Annotated in this window: 18 protein-coding genes; 5 read left to right on the top strand and 13 right to left on the bottom strand. The window is 60.6% G+C overall.

Annotated features, from left to right (window positions below; translation table 11 throughout):
- Positions 1-71 precede the first annotated feature (71 nt).
- The 4 genes from LCM4573_RS21690 to LCM4573_RS21675 form a co-directional block, all read right to left on the bottom strand.
- Complete coding sequence (locus LCM4573_RS21690; RefSeq protein WP_071008468.1) at positions 72-803, bottom strand: phosphotransferase; 732 nt, start codon at positions 801-803, stop codon at positions 72-74.
- A 470-nt stretch (positions 804-1273) separates the two neighbouring features.
- Positions 1274-2077 (bottom strand): class I SAM-dependent methyltransferase, encoded by an 804-nt coding sequence (locus tag LCM4573_RS21685; RefSeq protein WP_071008467.1) that lies wholly within the window; start codon positions 2075-2077, stop codon positions 1274-1276.
- A 99-nt stretch (positions 2078-2176) separates the two neighbouring features.
- Entirely contained in the window at positions 2177-2917 is a 741-nt protein-coding gene (mddA, locus tag LCM4573_RS21680) for a methanethiol S-methyltransferase (RefSeq protein WP_071008466.1), read from the bottom strand.
- Between the two features lie 149 nt (positions 2918-3066).
- Positions 3067-3900 (bottom strand): alpha/beta fold hydrolase, encoded by an 834-nt coding sequence (locus tag LCM4573_RS21675; RefSeq protein WP_083347582.1) that lies wholly within the window; start codon positions 3898-3900, stop codon positions 3067-3069.
- Between the two features lie 105 nt (positions 3901-4005).
- On the opposite strand from LCM4573_RS21675, the gene LCM4573_RS21670 reads away from it, so the two are divergent.
- From LCM4573_RS21670 to LCM4573_RS21655, 4 genes are all read left to right on the top strand, one after another.
- Positions 4006-5547: an alpha/beta hydrolase gene (locus tag LCM4573_RS21670; protein WP_071008464.1), complete on the top strand. Its 1542-nt coding sequence runs from the start codon at positions 4006-4008 to the stop codon at positions 5545-5547.
- 1619 nt (positions 5548-7166) lie between these two features.
- Positions 7167-7412, top strand: coding sequence for a type II toxin-antitoxin system VapB family antitoxin (locus LCM4573_RS21665; protein WP_071008463.1), 246 nt, complete (start codon positions 7167-7169; stop codon positions 7410-7412).
- Positions 7409-7846, top strand: a complete 438-nt coding sequence (locus tag LCM4573_RS21660) for a type II toxin-antitoxin system VapC family toxin (protein ID WP_198539768.1) — start codon at positions 7409-7411, stop codon at positions 7844-7846. Before LCM4573_RS21665 ends, LCM4573_RS21660 begins: the two co-directional genes overlap by 4 nt.
- 163 nt (positions 7847-8009) lie before the next feature.
- On the top strand, positions 8010-8189 hold the full coding sequence (locus LCM4573_RS21655) for a hypothetical protein (RefSeq protein ID WP_071008462.1): 180 nt from the start codon (positions 8010-8012) through the stop codon (positions 8187-8189).
- Positions 8190-8298: 109 nt separating this feature from the next.
- Here the strand turns inward: LCM4573_RS21655 and LCM4573_RS21650 are convergent, their stop codons facing one another.
- The 7 genes from LCM4573_RS21650 to LCM4573_RS21620 all read right to left on the bottom strand — a co-directional run bounded on the left by LCM4573_RS21650 (position 8299) and on the right by LCM4573_RS21620 (position 15490).
- Positions 8299-8502 (bottom strand): cold-shock protein, encoded by a 204-nt coding sequence (locus LCM4573_RS21650; RefSeq protein ID WP_071008461.1) that lies wholly within the window; start codon positions 8500-8502, stop codon positions 8299-8301.
- 196 nt (positions 8503-8698) lie between these two features.
- Entirely contained in the window at positions 8699-10009 is a 1311-nt protein-coding gene (locus LCM4573_RS21645) for an extracellular solute-binding protein (protein WP_071008460.1), read from the bottom strand.
- An 84-nt stretch (positions 10010-10093) separates the two neighbouring features.
- On the bottom strand, positions 10094-10945 hold the full coding sequence (locus LCM4573_RS21640) for a carbohydrate ABC transporter permease (RefSeq protein WP_071008459.1): 852 nt from the start codon (positions 10943-10945) through the stop codon (positions 10094-10096).
- 2 nt (positions 10946-10947) lie between these two features.
- On the bottom strand, positions 10948-11823 hold the full coding sequence (locus tag LCM4573_RS21635; protein WP_071008458.1) for a carbohydrate ABC transporter permease: 876 nt from the start codon (positions 11821-11823) through the stop codon (positions 10948-10950).
- Positions 11823-12920: an ABC transporter ATP-binding protein gene (locus LCM4573_RS21630; RefSeq protein WP_071008457.1), complete on the bottom strand. Its 1098-nt coding sequence runs from the start codon at positions 12918-12920 to the stop codon at positions 11823-11825. The genes LCM4573_RS21635 and LCM4573_RS21630 overlap by 1 nt, the downstream gene beginning before the upstream one ends.
- A 26-nt stretch (positions 12921-12946) precedes the next feature.
- The gene (locus LCM4573_RS21625) at positions 12947-14455 is read right to left on the bottom strand and encodes an alpha-N-arabinofuranosidase (RefSeq protein ID WP_071008456.1); all 1509 of its coding nucleotides are present in this window, start codon (positions 14453-14455) and stop codon (positions 12947-12949) included.
- Between the two features lie 114 nt (positions 14456-14569).
- Positions 14570-15490, bottom strand: coding sequence for a transcriptional regulator (locus tag LCM4573_RS21620; protein WP_071008455.1), 921 nt, complete (start codon positions 15488-15490; stop codon positions 14570-14572).
- Positions 15491-15703: 213 nt separating this feature from the next.
- Between LCM4573_RS21620 and LCM4573_RS28825 the strand changes: the two genes are divergently transcribed.
- Complete coding sequence (locus LCM4573_RS28825; RefSeq protein WP_274534862.1) at positions 15704-15835, top strand: hypothetical protein; 132 nt, start codon at positions 15704-15706, stop codon at positions 15833-15835.
- 9 nt (positions 15836-15844) lie between these two features.
- On the opposite strand, the gene LCM4573_RS21615 is transcribed toward LCM4573_RS28825, so the two are convergent.
- Positions 15845-17944, bottom strand: coding sequence for a molybdopterin cofactor-binding domain-containing protein (locus LCM4573_RS21615; RefSeq protein ID WP_071008454.1), 2100 nt, complete (start codon positions 17942-17944; stop codon positions 15845-15847).
- Complete coding sequence (locus tag LCM4573_RS21610; protein ID WP_071008453.1) at positions 17941-18405, bottom strand: (2Fe-2S)-binding protein; 465 nt, start codon at positions 18403-18405, stop codon at positions 17941-17943. The genes LCM4573_RS21615 and LCM4573_RS21610 overlap by 4 nt, the downstream gene beginning before the upstream one ends.
- Positions 18406-18417: the final 12 nt, after the last annotated feature.

Genomic DNA, 18417 nt, shown 5'->3' with positions numbered 1-18417 from the left:
ACGGCACTGAGCCTGCCGCGGAACTCAACCCAGACCGATGGAAAGCATGAAGGTGCCGCCGAAGCTGCTGATTAGACCGCCCGAACCTGCGCCAGCCGCTTGACGGCGTATTCGTCCTTCCAGCAGACGGCGGCCTCCCATGCGGCGTATGCCTGTTCGGCAATGTCCAATGCTTGGGCATCGAGATCAGCGGCATTGTGGGGCAGTTCAAGGTCGAGATCGGGAACGTCGACATGTGACTCGTCCCAGTCGATGAGCGCGACCCGGCCGGCGCTCATGAGGATGTTGCGTGGATTAGCGTCACCGTGGACGACGCATGTCTGACGGCCTGCAAGCCGCGCCCAGGCCGCCCGGCATCGAGCAACGCCTTCGGGTGGCATTGCGGTGAGATCGATGCGCGTCCCCCGGTCAACTTGCAGCAGGTCGGTTGAGGATCGCCAGCCCGGACGCTGYGGCCAGCCCTGCGTGAGCCGGTGCAGTTGACGCAGCGTGTCGGCCACGCGACGCCAGTCGCCCTCTGTCTCAGGCGGTCCGCCCTCTAGGTATCGCATCACCAACAGGCCGTCGACGAACATCCGGCCATCCATCGTCGGGATAGGTAACGGGACCGTCATGCCGTTTCGGTCTAGGTGCTGGAGGAGCTCTGTCTCCCATTCCAGATCGGCGTCGCTGCGGGTGCCAAGGCGGGCGACGGCAAGCTGCCCACCAACCTGCACACTCCAAACCTCATTGGCGACTCCACCAGTGAGCCGTTGCAGGCGGCTAGCGTCTTTGCCCCAATACTCGAGTGCATTCCATCGCATTGGCGACACTTTGAAGGCTTCAGGTCAATTGAGCAAGGATATCGTCGACGATGCTCAAAACGGCGCTGGCCGCGTTGACAATGATCTTGGCGGGTCGGTCTTCGCGGAGACTATGATAGCGGAGTACCAACGCGCTCGTCTGGTTCGAAGTCCGGGTCATCGGCCGCCCATCCAATCGTCCGCTCAATGTCTCGACATCTGTGTCAAGCATGCAACCTTGTTGAAGGGGCCGGGAATTTATGGAAATGGCGAGAGCCACCGCGGAGAGATAATTGGGTGTGCGGTGTGGGCGATCAAGGATCGAACCTTGTCGACTGGCCAAATCCAGTGTGCGTCGCTCCAAACGATGTGGCCCGCGACGCCTTCAGATGGTCCGGGCCAATGTTCGGTTTGTCACAAAGGCGCCGACATAGGCCAAGACCGCGCCGTTTCAGTTCGGCAGCCACGACGTTTCGCCAACAGGCTGCCCTCTAGGTTGACCGATGTGCTTTGGCGGCCCATGCCCGCGCGACAAGGCGGATAGGACCGTCCACTCCGAGAGTGTCAGCGAGACGAGCCTTGAGCGCTGCCCGGTGGTCGTCGGGAAGGCTGACGCAGTAGCCGGGCGCCGGCCCTGTCCCGAGCGTGAACGGCTGCCAGAACGCCTCGAAGTCGGGGAACACGGTCTCGAATTCGATCGGCTCGATGGAAAGCCCCCGCAGCCCGGCTGAGCGGCAGATTTCGGCCAGTCCACTCCGGGTGCAGAACGGAAACTGTTTGCCTTCGTCCAGAGCAGCGGCATGCGGATCGACTTCGGTAGCGGCTTTCCAGAAAGCGTCGATGAAGCCGATGCCGCCGCCGGGATAGTCCCAGACATAGAAGGATAGAAGTCCGTCCGGTTTCAGGACCCGATGCATTTCAGCGAGGGCAGATAACCGGTCGGGGACGAAGTTCAGCACAAGTGCGGAGACGACGACGTCCGCGCTCGCATCCTGCGCCGGGAGCCTTTCCGTGCTTGCCACCTCGAAGCGGGCGCGCCTGTCGCCGATCGCTGCGCGGGCATGCGAAAGGAAAGCTTCCGATGGATCGGTCGCCAGGATCGACTGCGGCGCGCATCTGGCAAGTATGGTCGCCGTCAGGGCACCGGTGCCACAACCGACCTCAATCCAGTCGGCATCGCGCCCGGGCGCCAGCCATTCGAGGAATTGCGTTGCTATCCGCCGGCTCCAGCGACCCATGTACTGTTCGTAGTTTTGTCCCGCGCTCCACGCGTCGAGTTCGGTAGTTTTGCTCATCTTCTTCCTCGCGTGTGATTGGCGGATCGGGGGCATTGTCGTGGTGCATTGCAACGACCCGACGTCAGCAACAATGACGCGGCCCGTTTTGGAAGAGTTCTATTCTCCGACATTGCGGTTGGGCCGCGGGATGATCATTCCCACCTGCTTGCGATAGCGGCGATACTGATCGCCGAACAGGGCGACGAGGTCCCGCTCCTCAAGGAAAATGCCGAGCAGGATATACCCGGTGGTACCGACCGAAAAGAGCAGATGCCCCCAGGTCATCGATGGCGTCGCCCAGAAGGCCAGCAGAAAGCCGACATAGATCGGATGCCGAACCCATTTGTAGAAGAACGGCGTCTTGAAAACGGGAGCCGGCAACTGCCTTTTGCGCAACGCGGCGAAGGCCTGTGCCAAGCCGAACAATTCGAAATGATCGATCAGGTACGTACTGATCAGCAGGATGGCCCAGCCCAGCCAGAACACACCAGTGATCACAGCAATCGAGGCTGGGCTTTCGACTGTCCAGACCGATCCAGGGATCGGCCGCCATTGCCAGTAAAGCAACAAGAGGACAAGGCTCGCCAACAGCACATAGGTGCTGCGCTCAACCGATTTTGGTACGATCCGAGTCCACAGCTGCTTGAAGGCCGGTCGCGCCATGACGCTGTGCTGCACGGCGAAAAGACCGAGCAGCAAGAGGTTGACGATCACCRCCTCGACGGGGTTCCCGACGATGCCGGAGTCGATGGATTTCGGGACGAACAAATTGYCGACAAAGCCGATTGCATAGAGAATCGAACCAAGGAACACGACATATGCGAGGACGCCGTAGAACAGCGCGACGATACCTGCCATTACACCCTCCCATTTTCTAAGACCTGCCCGTCATCGTGATGGTGCAGTTACGGTTGTTCAAAGAGCCTAGGACCTTCATCCCGCCGAACGGGTGGTTATACCCAAGACTTGTGTGCCTGATGGATGCCGGCTGGCATGCCTGCCAACGGTCAAGGCTTCCGTGAAGACTGGCCCACGTTGATCAGGGTCTGATCGCGGTTGATAAATTCGACAATTGCGGGAACCATCTCGGAGACCGCGGAAAATGCGGTGAAGTGATTGCGGCCCTTGATCGCCTGGAACTCTCCTCCCGCCAGCTCGGCGAACCGTTGGACTGCAGCCGAGGCAGGATCGAGGCTTCCGGCAATAGCGAGCAGAGGCGAGTGCAGCCTGCAGACCAGGGCCGAGGAATCCGTCCTGTCCTTGCCGACGCAGGCGCGAAGCGCGTCTAAATCGTTTGCCATGATCCGCTGCCGCGCCTCGGCTGAGAGTTRCAGGCCATTCGCCTCCAATAAGTCGATCCAGCCTCGGATGCCGCCCGAAAGCACTTGGCGGAAGGGTGTCATGTCTTGCGCAAACGGGTGGGCCGCAATCACCACCAGCCGGGAAACTCGATGTGGAAAGAACCCGGCCGTTGCCAGCGCGATCCCCCCACCCATGGAAAAGCCAACGAGGTCTGCCTTCTCAACGCCGACGGCGTCCAGGACCGAGACTACATCTTCGGCGCGGCGGCGCGGTGCATAGGCAGCAGCGTCATGAGGTTTGCCGCTGTCACCATGACCACGGCAATCCATCGAGATTACCTGTCGTCCGGCAGTAAGCAACGGCTCGACGTATCCCATTTCGTGCCAGGAGTGGCGGCTGTCGCTGAGCCCGTGCAAAAAGACGACCGGCCTGCCGGTGCCGATGCATTCATATGCGATGCGCTGCGCATCGCTGGAGATCGCCAGCATGCGGTGCGGCCTGCGGCCTGATGCTTGTGTGGTGTGATGGCTGTCGGACATCGTCAATGGCTCCGGTTGGTTCTGTGCTGGTGGCGCTAGCTGCGTTATAAGCAACTGGTATCCRGCAACCGTCCCCTGTCCGTTCCTTGGCTGAGCCTTCGTTCGATGCGCGTTGAACTTCGTCTATTGGGCTATCCCCGGTTGGAAATCGACGGTCGTGAGGTCGACTTCCGCCTCCAGAAGGGGCTGGCGTTGATTGCCTTCGTTGCGCAAGCGCGCGCGCCGATTGCGCGCGATGCGGTCTCGGCACTGTTATGGCCTGATCTCGATGAGGATGCCGCGCGTGGCCGATTGCGGCGTACCCTTCACGGGATTCGGCAGGCCTTCGGGACGGGGCTCATCGCCGCCGATAGAATATCCCTGCGACTCGATCCCGGGGTGCGGTTCTCGATAGACGCCGCCGCCTTCGAAGCGGCCTGTGATGAGGGTAGGTTTACCGCGGCGGTCCAGTTGTACCACGGTGACTTCCTGTCGGGCCTGTCGCTCGCAAGCTGCGAAGAATTCGAAGAATGGGCTTTCTTTCGCCGGGAAGCGCTTCGCAGCCAGCTCGTTCAGGCACTGGAGCGTTTGGTCGAAAGAAGTCTTGCGGCAGGCGATGCTCGTGCGGCACTCTCCTCCGCAATCCGCTTGGCGGGACTCGACCCCTTTTCAGAGGCCGCACATCRCCACATCATCCGGGCGCACCTGATGGCCGGGGATCGCTCTGCCGCCGAGCGCCAGTACGAGGCCTGCCGCAAGTTGCTTGCCGAAGAGCTCGGCGTATCTGTGAATTTCGAAACGACGGCACTGCTTGCTGCTCCCAGCCCGGGGGCGGCCGCGGCCCCCGCTCGGACTCGATATGCCGCCCGTCACGGAATTCATCTCGCCTATCAAACGGTGGGGAATGGTTCATTCGACATTGTGTTCGTGCCGGGTTTTCTGTCGCATGTCGAACGCGGCTGGGATGAGCCGCGCTGCCGGCAATTCCTGACGAAGCTTTCCAAGTTCGGCCGGCTCGTCATTTTCGACCGGCGTGGCGTCGGCCTCTCGGATCGAATCGGCGCTCCACCGACCGTTGAGGCGACAGCCGAGGATATTCTGGCCGTTCTTGACGCGATCGGCAGCCGCAGCGCCCTTCTTATTGGTGCCTCGGAAGGAGGGCCTGGTTGCATCCGCTTCGCCGCGGCATGGCCGGAGCGCCTTATCGGCCTTGTTCTCTACGGTTCACTGGCGCGGGGCAGTTGGTCCGAAGACTATCCCTTCGTACTGACGTCAACCCAATATGATGCTTGGCTGAGGCGGCTCATCGCGCAATGGGGCGGGCCGTCGGAGATCGAGACATTTGCCCCGAGCCTGACTGATGACCGGCAGGCACGAAGCTGGTGGGCCGGCCTACTGCGTGCAGCCTCGAGCCCGGGCGCAATCAAAGTTGTGCTGGAGGCGTTACGCGACACCGATGTTCGCGCGATGCTACCTTCGATCCAGGTGCCGACACTGGTCGTTCATCGGCGCGGCGATCGCGCTGTGCGTGTCGAAGCCGGCCGCCACTTAGCTGGCGCCATCCCCATGGCGCGTTTGATCGAACTAGAGGGAGACGACCATTGGGCCTGGGCCGGCGATCAGGATGCTCTGGTCGAACAGATCCGCTCGTTTGCTGCACAGTTGTGATAGGGCTGTCTTTTCCAAAGTAATCCGCTCGGCCTGGATCCATCGGACGTTTCTGATTTTGTGGAATGCTTGAATGAATTCGGCGAACCGGTCACCAGAGGCATCGAAGCTGGCACGGCCACGCAGTGCCCCGACCTAGGGCTTGGTAAAGGCTCGGCAAGTCATTGCAGCTCCTTCTCTGCACGACCGCCCTCAATGCCTAAGTTGATAACCGGCTCGAGAACAACATAGCTGGAACAGGAGGCCTGGCAGCTCCTCCTCCGCCAGGCCTCGAGGCTGCAAAGAACATGCTTCGGGGCGCTATAGGGTTCGCGGCCTCGCACCATAGAACAGAGAAGGGTGCGATGGTAGAAAACCACCCCGGAACGGTTCCGGCAGCGATCATGTAGTCGCCCGTCGCCAACCGGCGGCGGTAGCTTCGTCTTCCGAGCAGAACCATCTTTCGCCTCGCCACCATCGCACGTCGGTAGCCCTATAAAATTCCTGCCCAGGTAAATGATAAATGCGCTCGCCCGTAAGCCAGCTGATGTTTCCCTTAATTCGGCACTTGGCCGTCGCCGAAAAGCTGCCCGAGTAAACCCCAACCATTGCCGCTAAGCAGACTGCTCCAAAAGCGAAAAGCCCTGCATTCCGACGAAGCCGCAAGAGACGAGGCTATGGCGGCGCTTTGGCATAAAACCATCGTGGCGGTCACTGATTGAGCTTCCGTTTCGAAGACCGATCAAATCTTAGCAAACCGAGAGGATTATTTGCGATCACCGCCGCACAGATGAACGCTTCCAATGGCGCGTAAAGGACCGGCAAGTTGGACGCCTGCCGGTCCCACGGTCGCGGAGGAGGTCGTTTGATGATGGCGAACCGCGACCATCTCAAATCCTCTTGTGTGGAAGAAGTTCCTGTCTCGCCGGGGTAGAGCATAGGGCCGGCGCCCCCAGCATCGCGCCGGCCCTACAGTCACGGCTGTGTTCGGGTCAATTTGCCGCAACGGGGGCCAACGGGAATGCGCAACCGCGAGTTCCTACCACCTTTGGGGAATAGGGACTGTTGAGAGGTCCGCAAGCGGGCTGGTGGATCTTGCGGGACCGCTCTCCACCGCGGCGGGATGGGTTGCCGTGGCAATCGAGATGTGGAGCCCTACCGGAGCCTGGCAAACCAATCGATCGGATTAGCTAGGACATGAAAAAGGCCTGGTGGCTTCCACTCCACCAGGCCTCCTGGCTGCGATGTATATGATCGGGGGACAACGGACGTCGCAGCCTCGCACCGTTCGGGGAGGTCTAGGGCGGTGCGATGGCAGATAAACTGAGCATCCCCTGAAACAGTTCCCAAAAACCAGCTTCTCGATCGCTGTCGGTATGAGAATGCGCCGCGATCGCCTGCACTCTGCAAGCGCAGGGCACATCAATTCGGCCGGAGGACAACTGCGAGTCTTACGGCGAAGGTCCGGCATGACGCGTTCTCGCTCGGGCCGATGCCTTTGGTCCTGCTTAGGCTTCAAGGGCGTGATGCGCGGCGGATGTCCCATTGCTATAAGCCGAGTTCTTGATCGTTCTCGTTAGAATGGACTGGCCGAATATCCATAAATTTGATATTCGGATATCCATAAAGGAGATATCCAGATGCCGCTCTATGTTCGTGATGATGAGGTATTGTCTCTCGCCGTGGAATTRCAAAAACTTACTAATGCACCGAGCAAGACTGAGGCGGTCCGGCGGGCCCTGCGCCATGAGATTGAGCGCACCCGGAACGCCATGCCAATTCGCGAAARGCTCGCCCGCGCGCGCGCCAAGGCGCAAGAGATTGGCCTTGGCGATCCCGATTTCGACATGAAGAAATACACCGACGAAATGTGGGGTGATATATGATGTTCATCGACGCCTCAGCTATCGTCGCTATTCTGAAGCCAGAAGCGGATGCGGATGAGCTGCTGGACAGGCTCGAGAAAAGCGACGGCCCCTTTTTTGTTTCGCCGTTGGTTCGCTACGAGGCGACTGTGTCGCTTGCTCGTGCCCGGACGCAACAGGCAAAGAAGTCGACCGCCCCCACCCCGGAGATGCTCGAGATCGCCCGGGAGGCGGTCGACCTATTCGTGCAAGACCTTGAAGCGCGCGAGATCGCGATTTCCAGCGACATTGGGGAACGCGCTCTCGATGCGGCCACAATCTACGGAAAGGCAATTGGCCATCCGGCAGCTCTAAATTTTGGAGATTGCTTTGCGTACGCCTGCGCCAAAGCGTATCGGCTCAAGCTGCTGTACAAAGGCGACGATTTCGCAAAAACCGACCTCGCGCTCGTTTAGCGGATGCATTCACGCCAGAGCACATAGATGTAGCCGCTTGCCAACATAACGCCCGCAATGCCTGGATGACGACCGAACACATGAACTTAGCCATGAATTCTCCCTTGCCTGGGAGTGAGACTCACGGTTCACTCTCCGGGAAAGGGCAAGGGGTAAACGGCAGATGGCTTACATCGACCAGATCATCATGTTCTGCGCCGGTATCTGGATGACGGCGGCAGGCCTTGGCTACATGCAGGTCAATACTCAAGTTCCGTGGGTCGCTAAAGTCACGCGGCATTTCAAATGGATGGGACCGTTGTTGACCGTCCTGTCCATTTTACTGTTGTTTGAACCGCGCTAATTTTCCAATTGACACCATTGGCGATGATGCCGTGGAACTTTGTACGGCAATGCGGACGCCGCTTGGAAGAAGCGGCGTCGCGAAGGATTATCTTAGAACGAGGTACTGGTCAGACTGCTCTGACGTTTTCCGCTTTCGACTTCCCGGTCTTGCGGTCCTGACCCAGCTCGTAGCTGACTTTCTGACCGTCTCTAAGCGGTCCCGAATCCTGCACCGCCGACACATGGACGAACACATCTGCTCCACCATTGTCGGGCGTGATAAAGCCAAAACCCTTGTCCTGATTGAAAAACTTAACCGTGCCGGTAGCCATAAATATCCTCGTGAGCTGAGCGGCATTCGTGCCGCCGGGGGAGCTTATTCATCGCGACGCTTGTCTGCAATCCCTTCTTGTCCAGTTCGGTGATGCAAGCTCTCCTAAACGGTAAGAGCCCTGCGCGACCGCAGTCGTGCAGAGCTCTCCCGGAGGTAGGCAGAAGGAATATCCTTATCGGGTGGCGACTAGCGGATCAGATATTGGYAAGCAGGTCGTTGATCCGGCTTTCTGCGCCGGAAAGCGCATCCTCGATCGACTTGTCGCCGTTCACGGCCGCGCCGATTTCGTCGCCGATAATGTCCTGAATGGCGAATTGGCGCTGGACAGCGGCGGGCAGCGAGYGGCCGGTCTCGGCGATTTCCGCGATATTCTCACGATGCGGCAGGCTCTTGAACTCCGGCATGTCGAACACGGCCTTCACGGCGGGCAGGTGGCCGGTGCGTGCCCATTGGAAGTCGTTGTCGGCCAGGAACTTGAACAGCTTGCCGATCGCCACGGCCTGCTCGGGGGAGCGGTCCTTCTTCGGCATGACCCAGCTGTGGCCATCGGCATAGGTGCTGTCTTGCGCAGGGAACAGTTGCGGCACCGGGTAGACGGTATAACCGCCGGAAAGCGGGGTATCCGCCTTTTCCGATTGGGCAACATAGTCGCCGATCAGCCAGGTGCCGTTAATCGAGATGCCACCATCCCCATTGGCAAAGGCGGAAACCGCCGCCGCATAATCGAGCCCCAGCGTGGTAATTCCCTCGTCCTTGGTGCGCTTGATCAATTCGACCACGGCCTTGGCTTCAGGCGTGTTCAACTTGATCTTGGTCGGGTCGGCGAAGAAATCGGCCTTCTGCTGCTGCAGCAGGGTATAGAGCATGCGAGCATAGGAAGCCGTCTCGTTTGCAAGGATCTGCACGAGATAGGGCTTGCCGGTCTTTTCCTTGAACTGCTTGCCCTGGGCGATCAGCTCGTCGGCGGAGGTAGGCAGGATCGGCGTGCCATCCGCGTTAACGAGGCCCGCCTCTTTCATGAGGTTGAGGTTGACATGGAACAGCATGGTCCAATTGTCGAAGGGAAGCCCGAATATCTGCCCCTCTTTGGTCACGCCATCGCGCGCCGCATCGGTGAAGCTGTCAGCCGAGATGCCCTGGCTTGCGAGAACCTCATCAATCGGCTCGATCAGGCCCCGAGACTGATAGTCGGAGATCGCCGAATAATGCATCGAGACGATGTCGGGGGCCGCCCCCGAGGCGAGCTGCGCGTTCAATTGATCGTAGCCCGGCCATTCGACGGTCGTGACATTCACATCTATATCCGGATTGTCAGCCTCGAACTTATTGATCAACGCGGTGATGATACCGCACTCACCGACCGCCGAGGACACGTCCGTGACATTGCCGTAATCGGCGTCGCATGCGCCAAAGAAGCGCTGGAGTTCGATTGTCGTATTTGCCTGGGCCGCGGAGCCATATGTGAGGGCAATCAGTGCTGCAGTGCTTAAAAGGATGCGTCTCATGGCAGTCTCTCTCCCTTCGGTTTCAGGCGCTCAGGCCCGTGGATTGAAACTGGCGCGGCCGAACTCCTCCCGGCCGCGCCAGGGCTACTTCACAGCACCGCCCGACACGGCGGTGACGATGTGGCGCTGGAAAATCAGGTAGACGACAAGCACCGGCAGACTTGCGAACACAGCTTGCGATGCTAGGAAGCCCAATCCCTCGCTTTGCGCGAAATTCGTCTGGGACGATGCGATGCCCACCGTCAGTGTGAACATGTCTTTCTTGGTCGCCGAAATTAGCGGCCACCAATAGTCGTTCCATCCGTGCAGAAAGGTGAAAATGCCGAGCGTGGCCTGCGCGGGCAGGGTAAGCGGCAGCATGATCTTCCAGAAGATGCGAAACTGGGAAGCGTTGTCGAGCAGCGCCGCCTCGTCGATCTCCTTCGGAATGGCGCGGAAGAACTGCGTCATCAGGAAGACGCCGAAGRCCGACGACATTCCCGGTAGCATGAGGCCGAGATAGGTGTTGTGCAGCCCGAACCAGTTAAACATCTGGTGGCGCGCGATGATCACCGCCTGTTCGGGGACAGCAAGCCCGAACAGCACGATGATGAACAGCGTGCGGCGAAACGGAAATTCCAGCCGGGCGAAGKCATAGCCCGCCAGCGAGGAGAGCACCAGGACACCGAGGGTCTGGCCGCTCGCCACGACGAGGCTGTTGAAGAACCAGCCGAACACCCGCGAGGTTTGCAGGATGTTGAGGTAGTTGACGGCGGTATAGGGAAACCGGAACACGGAATCCGTACCCAACATCAGTTCCTGGTTGTTCTTGATCGACAGTCCGACCAGCCAGGCCACCGGGGCCATCATGACCACCGAAAGCGCACCGGCAATCCATAGCAGCTTGGCGTTGGCAGTCAGCGCGTCGGGTTTGTAAGTCCTGTTGTCCGCCGCCATGATCAATTCTCCGTCTTGCGCGTCGAGACGACGTATTGGGCCATGGCCGCGCACAGGATGATGAGGAACAGGATTTGCGAGGCTGCCGCGCCCTTGCCGATATCCCAGCGCACGAACCCGGCTTCATAAATGTACATGACAAGCGGGCGGGAGGTGCCGTTGGGGCCGCCATTGGTCATCAATTGTGCCTGGCCGAACAGCTGGAACTGCATGACGATCTGGATGATCGTCACGAGCATGATGGTGCGGGCGATGGATGGCAGGGTGATGCGTGTCAGCACCCGCCACGGGCTGGCATTGTCGAGCGCCGCGGCTTCGTAAAGATCCGCCGGTATTTGCTGGAGCGCGGCAAGAAACAGCATCATCGGCAGGCCGAGGCACCACCAGACGGTCGCCACGCCGACCGAAAACAGCGACCATCCGCTGGTCGACAGGAAGTGGATCGGCTCTGCCCCCAAATATTTGAAGATCACCGACATCAGGCCGTCGCCCGGAATGAACACGAAGCGCCAGATCAATGTCACGATGGTGACCGACAGGACGGAAGACGAGAAGAACAGCCCGCGGAAGAAAGAAGTCGTGCGGGTCGTCCTGTTGAGCGCAAGCGCGAGGAAAAGCCCGAGCGCGACCAGCGATGGAACGCTGAGGGCCACGAAGACGATAGTGTTGCGAAGTGCCTGGAGGAAGACCGGATCGGCGAACACCCGGACATAGTTGGCCAATCCCACGAAACGACCGGGGCCGAAAAGATCCACTTTGTGCAGGCTGAGCCATATACCCCAGAACAGCGGAAAGACGAGCAGCAGGGCAAATGCCGTAAGATAGGGCAGAATGAATAGTCCGTGGCTCCACCGGCTGCGGCTATAGGATTTTGCCATCAGTCGCCCTCCGTGCGGTGGGCGTGGCCGCTTGCATCGAAGAGGTGGAGGGTGGYTGGATCGAAGCCGATATGGAGCCGGTCTCCGATGGCAAGYGCGCTGCGACCGTCTGCCTCAACGGTCAGTTTCGTGCCGTCTTCGAGCACGCCATAGACGAGTGATCTATCCCCCAGCCGCTCGATGACTTCCGCCTTGAGCGGTGTGCCGGTTTGACCCTGCGGCAGCACCACGATGTCTTCGGCGCGAATGCCGAGAGTGGCACCCTGTGGAGAGAACCCGGGCTGGGAATSGATTGCGGTTTGCAGCGTGCCGATGCCGGCTGCCGTAACGGCGAGCCCTCCCGGATTGCTCTGCAAGGCTGTGACAGGCAGGAAGTTCATGGCGGGCGAACCGATGAAGCCCGCCACGAACCGCGTCGCCGGCTTCTGGTAAACCTCCATCGGCGTGCCGATCTGCTCGATCTTGCGGTCGTGCATGATGACGATGCGGTCGGCAAGCGTCATTGCCTCGACCTGATCATGCGTGACGAAGATCATGGTGCTGCCAAGACGGGCATGAAGCTGGGCGAGCTCCAATCGAGTGCGGCCGCGAAGCGCCGCATCGAGATTGGAGAGCGGTTCGTCGAAAAGGAAGGCTTTCGGCTCCTTGACGATGGCGCGTCCGATGGCGACACGCTGGCGCTGGCCGCCCGACAATTTCTGCGGCTTGCGCTCCAGAAGGTGGCCGATCTCCAGGGTTTCGGCCGCCGCCTTGACCCGGCGCTTTATCTCCTCCTTCGGCATCTTGATGTTCTCGAGCCCAAAGGACATGTTCTGTGCCACCGTCATATGCGGATAAAGCGCATAGGACTGGAAGACCATGGCAACGCCCCGCTGTCCGGGAGGAAGCGTGTCTACCCGTGCACCTCCGACCGAGATCGTTCCCTTAGAAACGTCCTCGAGCCCCGCGATCATGCGGAGCAGGGTCGACTTGCCGCAGCCGGAGGGGCCAAGAAAGACGACGAACTCTCCCGCCCGGATGGCCAGCGATATGTCATCGAGTACGGTCAATGCGCCGTAGTGCTTGGTGACATTGCTGATTTCGATCGATGCCGACATGGTTCCTCCTCCCTGCCGTGGCCGCGTCAGGCGCCGAGCCGGATCATCCGATAGCTGAGAGGCGAAATTCTTGCCCGCAACCGGCCGTCTGAAACGTCGGCTCCGGCGCCGTCTCGCGGTACGACTGCTTGGATTCCAGGACCGTTCGTCGCGCGCAGACCGTGCCCTTCGATCACCTTGTCCATCACCACCTGCCGCTCACCGAAGCCTTCCAGCGAGAGGTCGAGATCGATGCTTTCGCCTTGGTGGCGGTTGACGATGAAGAAGGTCAATGCGCCATCCGTCTCCGTCTCCACGGCGGAAATGTCGAGATAGGCGACATTGTCGGCGAAATCCGTCGCATAGCCGGGGCAATCCAGCGCCAGCTGCAGCGCCTTGCCGCGCCCGTACCGCGAGGCGAAGAGGTAGGGATAATAGGTCGTCTGGCGCCAGGCCGGACCACCCGGGACGGTCATGATCGGGGCGATCACGTTGACGAGCTGGGCAAGGCAGCCGACCTTCACCACATCCGACCGGCGGATGAAGGTATTGAGGATGCAGCCGACCTGCAGCACGTCCTCGAAATTGTAGATGTCTTCCAGAAGCGCCGGGGCGTGCGGCCAGCCGTCCTTGCCCTCCAGAACCTTCCGGTCCTGCTCGCGCGAGTGATACCAGACGTTCCACTCGTCGAAGCTGATATAGACATCCTTCTTCGAGCGCTTCTTCGCTTTGGTGAAGGCGATGACACCGGCGATGGTGGCGATGTAATCGTCGAGCCGTGCGTTCTGCGCGAGATAGGCGGCCGTGTCGCCCGCGTGATTGTCGAAATACATGTGCAGGCTGATGTAGTCGACGGAATCGTAGGTGTAATCGAGCACAGTCGCTTCCCATGCCGGATAGGTTGGCATCTTCGGCGAGGACGAGYCGCACACGACAAGCTCGACCGACTTGTCGAAGGCCCGCATGGCTTTTGCGGTTTCAAAGGCCAGCCGGCCATATTCGTCCGCCGTCTTCTGGCCGATCTGCCAGGGACCGTCCATTTCGTTGCCGAGGCACCACATCTTGACGCCCCAGGGCTCCTCGCGGCCGTTCTTACGCCGCAGGTCCGACCAGTAGCTACCGCCGGGATGATTGACGTATTCGAGGAAGGCCCGCGCCTGGTCCAGCCCGCGGGAGCCGAGATTGACCGCCAGCATCATCTCAGTGCCGGCGGCTTTCGCCCAGTCGGCGAATTCATGGATGCCCACATGATTGCTTTCCGAGCTGTGCCAGGCGAGATCGAGGCGCACGGGGCGCTCTTCGCGCGRCCCGATGCCGTCTTCCCAGTTATAGGCGGAGACGAAATTGCCGCCGGGATRGCGCACGATCGGCACGTCCAGTTCGCGCACCAGGTCGATGACGTCGCGGCGCATGCCGTTCTCGTCTGCGGTCGGGTGATCGGGCTCATAGATGCCGCTGTAGACCGCGCGGCYGAGATGCTCGATGAACGAGCCGTAAAGTCGCGCGTCGATCGTGCTGACCACATAACCGCTGTGGACGGTCCCGGCTGCCCGCATTCTATTCCTCCCATGTATATCGTAATATCAGATATATATCTGAATTAAGGATAAGATACACGGGTCCGGTCGGGCGTCAAGCCGGCTGCCGGAATTTTGCGGACGTGATGTCGTTCAGGTCTTCAGGCGCAGGACGATGTCCTGGTCGTAATTGCCGAAGCCGCGGCCGAAGATGTTGATGCCGCCGGGATGTTCCGCCGTCTCGGGCACTTCTATGCGCAGCCGGATCGAGCGGTGCTCCAGTAAGGCCAGATCGCCAAGGCAGGTGTCGGAAACCCGCACGCCGTCGATGAAGGTGCCGCTCGGCGTGACGCGAAAACTCTTCAGCACGCCATATTGGCTGCCGCGCAGCTTCCACCAATCCGGGGTGTACTTGCCGCGTCGGTCGCCGAAATCGCCGGGCGAAGTCCAGGTGGCAACCGACTTTCCATTGATCGAGATGGTGATATCCGACGGCCAGTTGTCGGATGTTCCGGGCACTTCCGACGACAGTTCCAGGAGCAGTTCGAGTTCCCGGATTTCCGCGCCCTTGATCCTGGCATTGTTGGGAAACTGGTAGTCCACATAGCCTCGAGTGAACCACAGGAGGCCCGCCTTCATGCGGTCCGGTGCCAGGAAGGTATCGGGATTGTCGAGATAGCCGATAATGCCCTCCTGCGAGCACATGCCGCAGGGCGCAAACACGTCATACCCGCTGTAAAGACCGACCGGCATGGCCACCTCTATTGCCTCGTCCGCCGTCTCCTTCGGGCTGGAAAAGCTTATGACGATCTCGTCGTGGACGGCACGGCAGATCTTCTGGCTGCCCTTGCGCGCCTTCTGGACCTCGGTCCGGATCAGCCCGGCCTCTTCCATCTGGTTCAGATGCGTCGACGTGGTGGATTGCGGCAGGTCGAGCTTTTCGGCGATATCGTTCACATTGAGTGGACCATTCGCATGCAGCAGCTCCAGTATGGAGAGYCGGGCGGGAGCTGCGAGACATTTGAGCACCTCTTTGCCGTCTTCAGGCGTGATCATCAGAAATCGACTGCTCAAAATGTGCTCCCTCGATGTATTCCTGATTTGTATCTGATTTACTGATCTAATCAAGGTGAAAGAGGTGCTTACGTCGTGAGGTACATTGTGGGTTGGCTGTCATATCGGCCGATATGGCAGCGATGGGAGAAAATCTGAACGGCCATCCGGTTTGGCGATGCGGGAACTCCCCGGTGCTTTGCGGGTTTGCAGAGACAACCTGCGGAGATTCACATGGGCAAGCGCACCATTCTACTGGCGAGCATTGTCGTCCTGGTTCTGATCGCCATGCTGGCGTCAAGACCGTTCATGGCCTCGGTAGACCAGGAAAACGGGCCAGCGTCACCGCATGCCATCGACCAGTAAGCGTCAGAATCATCGGTTGAGCGGCAACGATCTTATTCGTGGCCCAATGGAGGCCGCGGCATTGGCGACGGCGGCGCCGGCCGGCCCTTGCGCGGCTTCTCCGACACCCAGCGGCGGCTGACCCGGCCGGTCGATCAGATTCACCTCGACCTCCGGCGCCTCGGTGATACGCAGAATGGGATAGGCATCCCAGTCGGCGCTCGTGACGCGGGTCCGGTCAAAATCGACCTTTTCCATGAGCACCCAGCTTGCCGCCTGCACGATCCCACCCTCGATCTGGTTGCGGACGCCGTCGGGGCTGACGACTTCGCCGCAATCGACCGCCGCCACCGCGCGGATGATCTCGAATCGGCCGTTCGCATCCCGCTCCATCTCCACGGCAACCGCGACATAGGCTCCGTAATTGTTGAGGCGAGCAAATCCAAAACCCTTTCCACGGCCAGCCTGTTCGGTGAATCTCGACCAGCCGAAGTGGTCGGCAACGGTCTCGATGACAAGCCGAGCCCGAGGATCGGAAAGGTGGTCAAGCCGGAACGTCACCGGATCGATCCCGGCTTCCGCCGCCAACTCGTCCATGAAACTCTCGATCGCAAAGACATTGGCGAAGGCGCCAAGTCCTCGCAACGCCGAGGAGCGCAAGGGTGCGCGTCGCACGAAGCGGACATCCACCTGGGCTGGAATATCGTAATAGGGCTCGGCATTGTAGCTGCCGCCGCCGGCCCATTGGGTAAACCCCGCCAGGAAGGAGGGCGCGATCGGAGGTTCGACATGGCGGGCGGCCAGCAGCCGCGTGGCTCCGCCTGGTCGTGAGGAATGGGCAGGGCTCGCCACTATGTAGCCCCAATCGCGGATACGCCCGTTTTCCACGCGTCCAGAGACCTGGGCCACCATCGCCGGGCCATAAGGCTCCCAGAGATGTTCGTCCTCGCGCATCCATTGCAAGCGTATGGCGCGGCCGGGAATGGCGCGGGCGATCAGGGCCGCATCGGCTGCGGCATCATCCGCTCCGTTATGGCCGTAGCAACCAGCGCCCTCCATATGGATGCAGCGGATGTGCTCCTGGGGCAGATCGACAAGGTCGGCAAGCGAGGAACGCAGCGGATACATGCCCTGCGCATGGCTCCATACCGTGAGATTTCCATCCTCGAAAAAGGCGATCGCGCAACTCGGTCCGATGGAGCCATGCATGCGGTAAGGCACTTCGTAGGTCGCCGAAAGACGAGCCCGTGAACTGGAAGGCGAGAGTTCCGGCACATTCGCCTCGCGCCTCAGATAGGCGTAGAGATCACCCGGTTCCGGCATGGTCTCGCTCTCGCGCCACGTCGCCGAGCTCCGCAATCTTTCGAGTGCTCGAACGGCCTCCTCTTCGCACTCGGCGACCACCGCCAGGAAGCTGCCATTGCGGATCAGGCGGACGTCCGGCATGGCGGAGAGGAGAGCGCTGTCGAGGCTCGCCAACCTGGCCTCGTAGCTGGGCGGGCGAAGCACGCGGGCATGCAGCATGCCGGGCAGACGAAGATCATGGAGGAAGACGGCCTTGCCCATGACCTTGGCCGGCAAATCGATACGGGGCATGTCGTGGCCGACCAGGCGACGGTCGGCCGTGGCTTTCAATCTAGGAGGGGCGGTTGTGACCAGGGAACCTTCCGCGACCAATGCCCAGTAGCTGATACTGCCCGTGGCTGAACGGACGGTGCCGTCATCCACGCGCAATGTTGAAAGCGGCGCCGATAGCCTCCGGGCCGCTGTCCCCAGGAGCATGGCGCGAGCTTCGGCGGCGGCACGGCGCACCGCCATGCCGGACGATCGGATCGAGGCGCTGGAATCGGTGAAGCCCTCATTGGGTGAGATGGCGGTATCGACCGGCAGGATTCGGATGCGCGCGATATCCACATCGAGTTCCTCCGCCGCCAGTTGGGCCATGGCGGAATTAAATCCCTGTCCCATCTCGATGCGCCCGACACGGAGGCGGATCGTACCGTCTGCATGGATTTCGATCCGCTCGTTGAGCGACTGCCTTGCCCGGGCAGGGGCGCTGCCGAGCATGCTGATCGCAACGGCCAAGGCACCGGACCCGAGCATGAAGACGCGGCGGGAAAGATCACTCATCGCGCCATCTCGCGCGCGGCCCGGCGGACGGCTCTGATGATGCGGTGATAGGTGCCGCAACGGCACAGATTGCGCTCCAGCGCCTCACGGATTTCGTTGTCGGATGGATCGCGGTTCCGATCGAGCAGCGCTTTTGCCGCCATGATCATGCCGGCGGTACAATACCCGCATTGCGCCGCCTGCTCGGCAAGGAACGCCTCTTGCAGGGGATGCAATCGCCCGGGCGTGCCGATCCCCTCCAGGGTCTCGATGGTTTTCCCCGCGACCGAGGCCAGGGTGATGCTACAGGATGGAGCCACATCCCCATCCACGATGACCCTGCAGGAGCCACACTGGGCGAGGCCGCAGCCGTATTTCGGGCTGTTGAGCCCCATGTCGTTGCGCAGGATATAGAGAAGCGGGGTGTCATCATCCGCTTCCGCTGTCACCTCCGCCCCGTTCAACCGAAACGCGGTCTCCAATCTGGCTCTCCG

Origin of the sequence: Rhizobium sp. LCM 4573, from assembly GCF_001854865.1 — a bacterium.
In the GTDB taxonomy this organism is placed as follows: Bacteria; Pseudomonadota; Alphaproteobacteria; order Rhizobiales; family Rhizobiaceae; genus Neorhizobium.
The sequence above is the reverse complement of the archived record's forward strand: the minus strand, read 5'-3'. Positions and strand labels throughout refer to the sequence as shown.

Excerpts from the sequence above, each read along its gene's own strand:
- LCM4573_RS21655 (WP_071008462.1), top strand. The coding sequence starts at position 8,010 with ATGGCTTACATCGACCAGATCATCATGTTCTGCGCCGGTATCTGGATG.
- LCM4573_RS21635 (WP_071008458.1), bottom strand. The coding sequence starts at position 11,823 with ATGGCAAAATCCTATAGCCGCAGCCGGTGGAGCCACGGACTATTCATT.
- LCM4573_RS21615 (WP_071008454.1), bottom strand. The coding sequence starts at position 17,944 with ATGAGTGATCTTTCCCGCCGCGTCTTCATGCTCGGGTCCGGTGCCTTG.
- LCM4573_RS21660 (WP_198539768.1), top strand. The coding sequence starts at position 7,409 with ATGATGTTCATCGACGCCTCAGCTATCGTCGCTATTCTGAAGCCAGAA.
- LCM4573_RS21650 (WP_071008461.1), bottom strand. The coding sequence starts at position 8,502 with ATGGCTACCGGCACGGTTAAGTTTTTCAATCAGGACAAGGGTTTTGGC.
- LCM4573_RS28825 (WP_274534862.1), top strand. The coding sequence starts at position 15,704 with ATGGGCAAGCGCACCATTCTACTGGCGAGCATTGTCGTCCTGGTTCTG.
- LCM4573_RS21685 (WP_071008467.1), bottom strand. The coding sequence starts at position 2,077 with ATGAGCAAAACTACCGAACTCGACGCGTGGAGCGCGGGACAAAACTAC.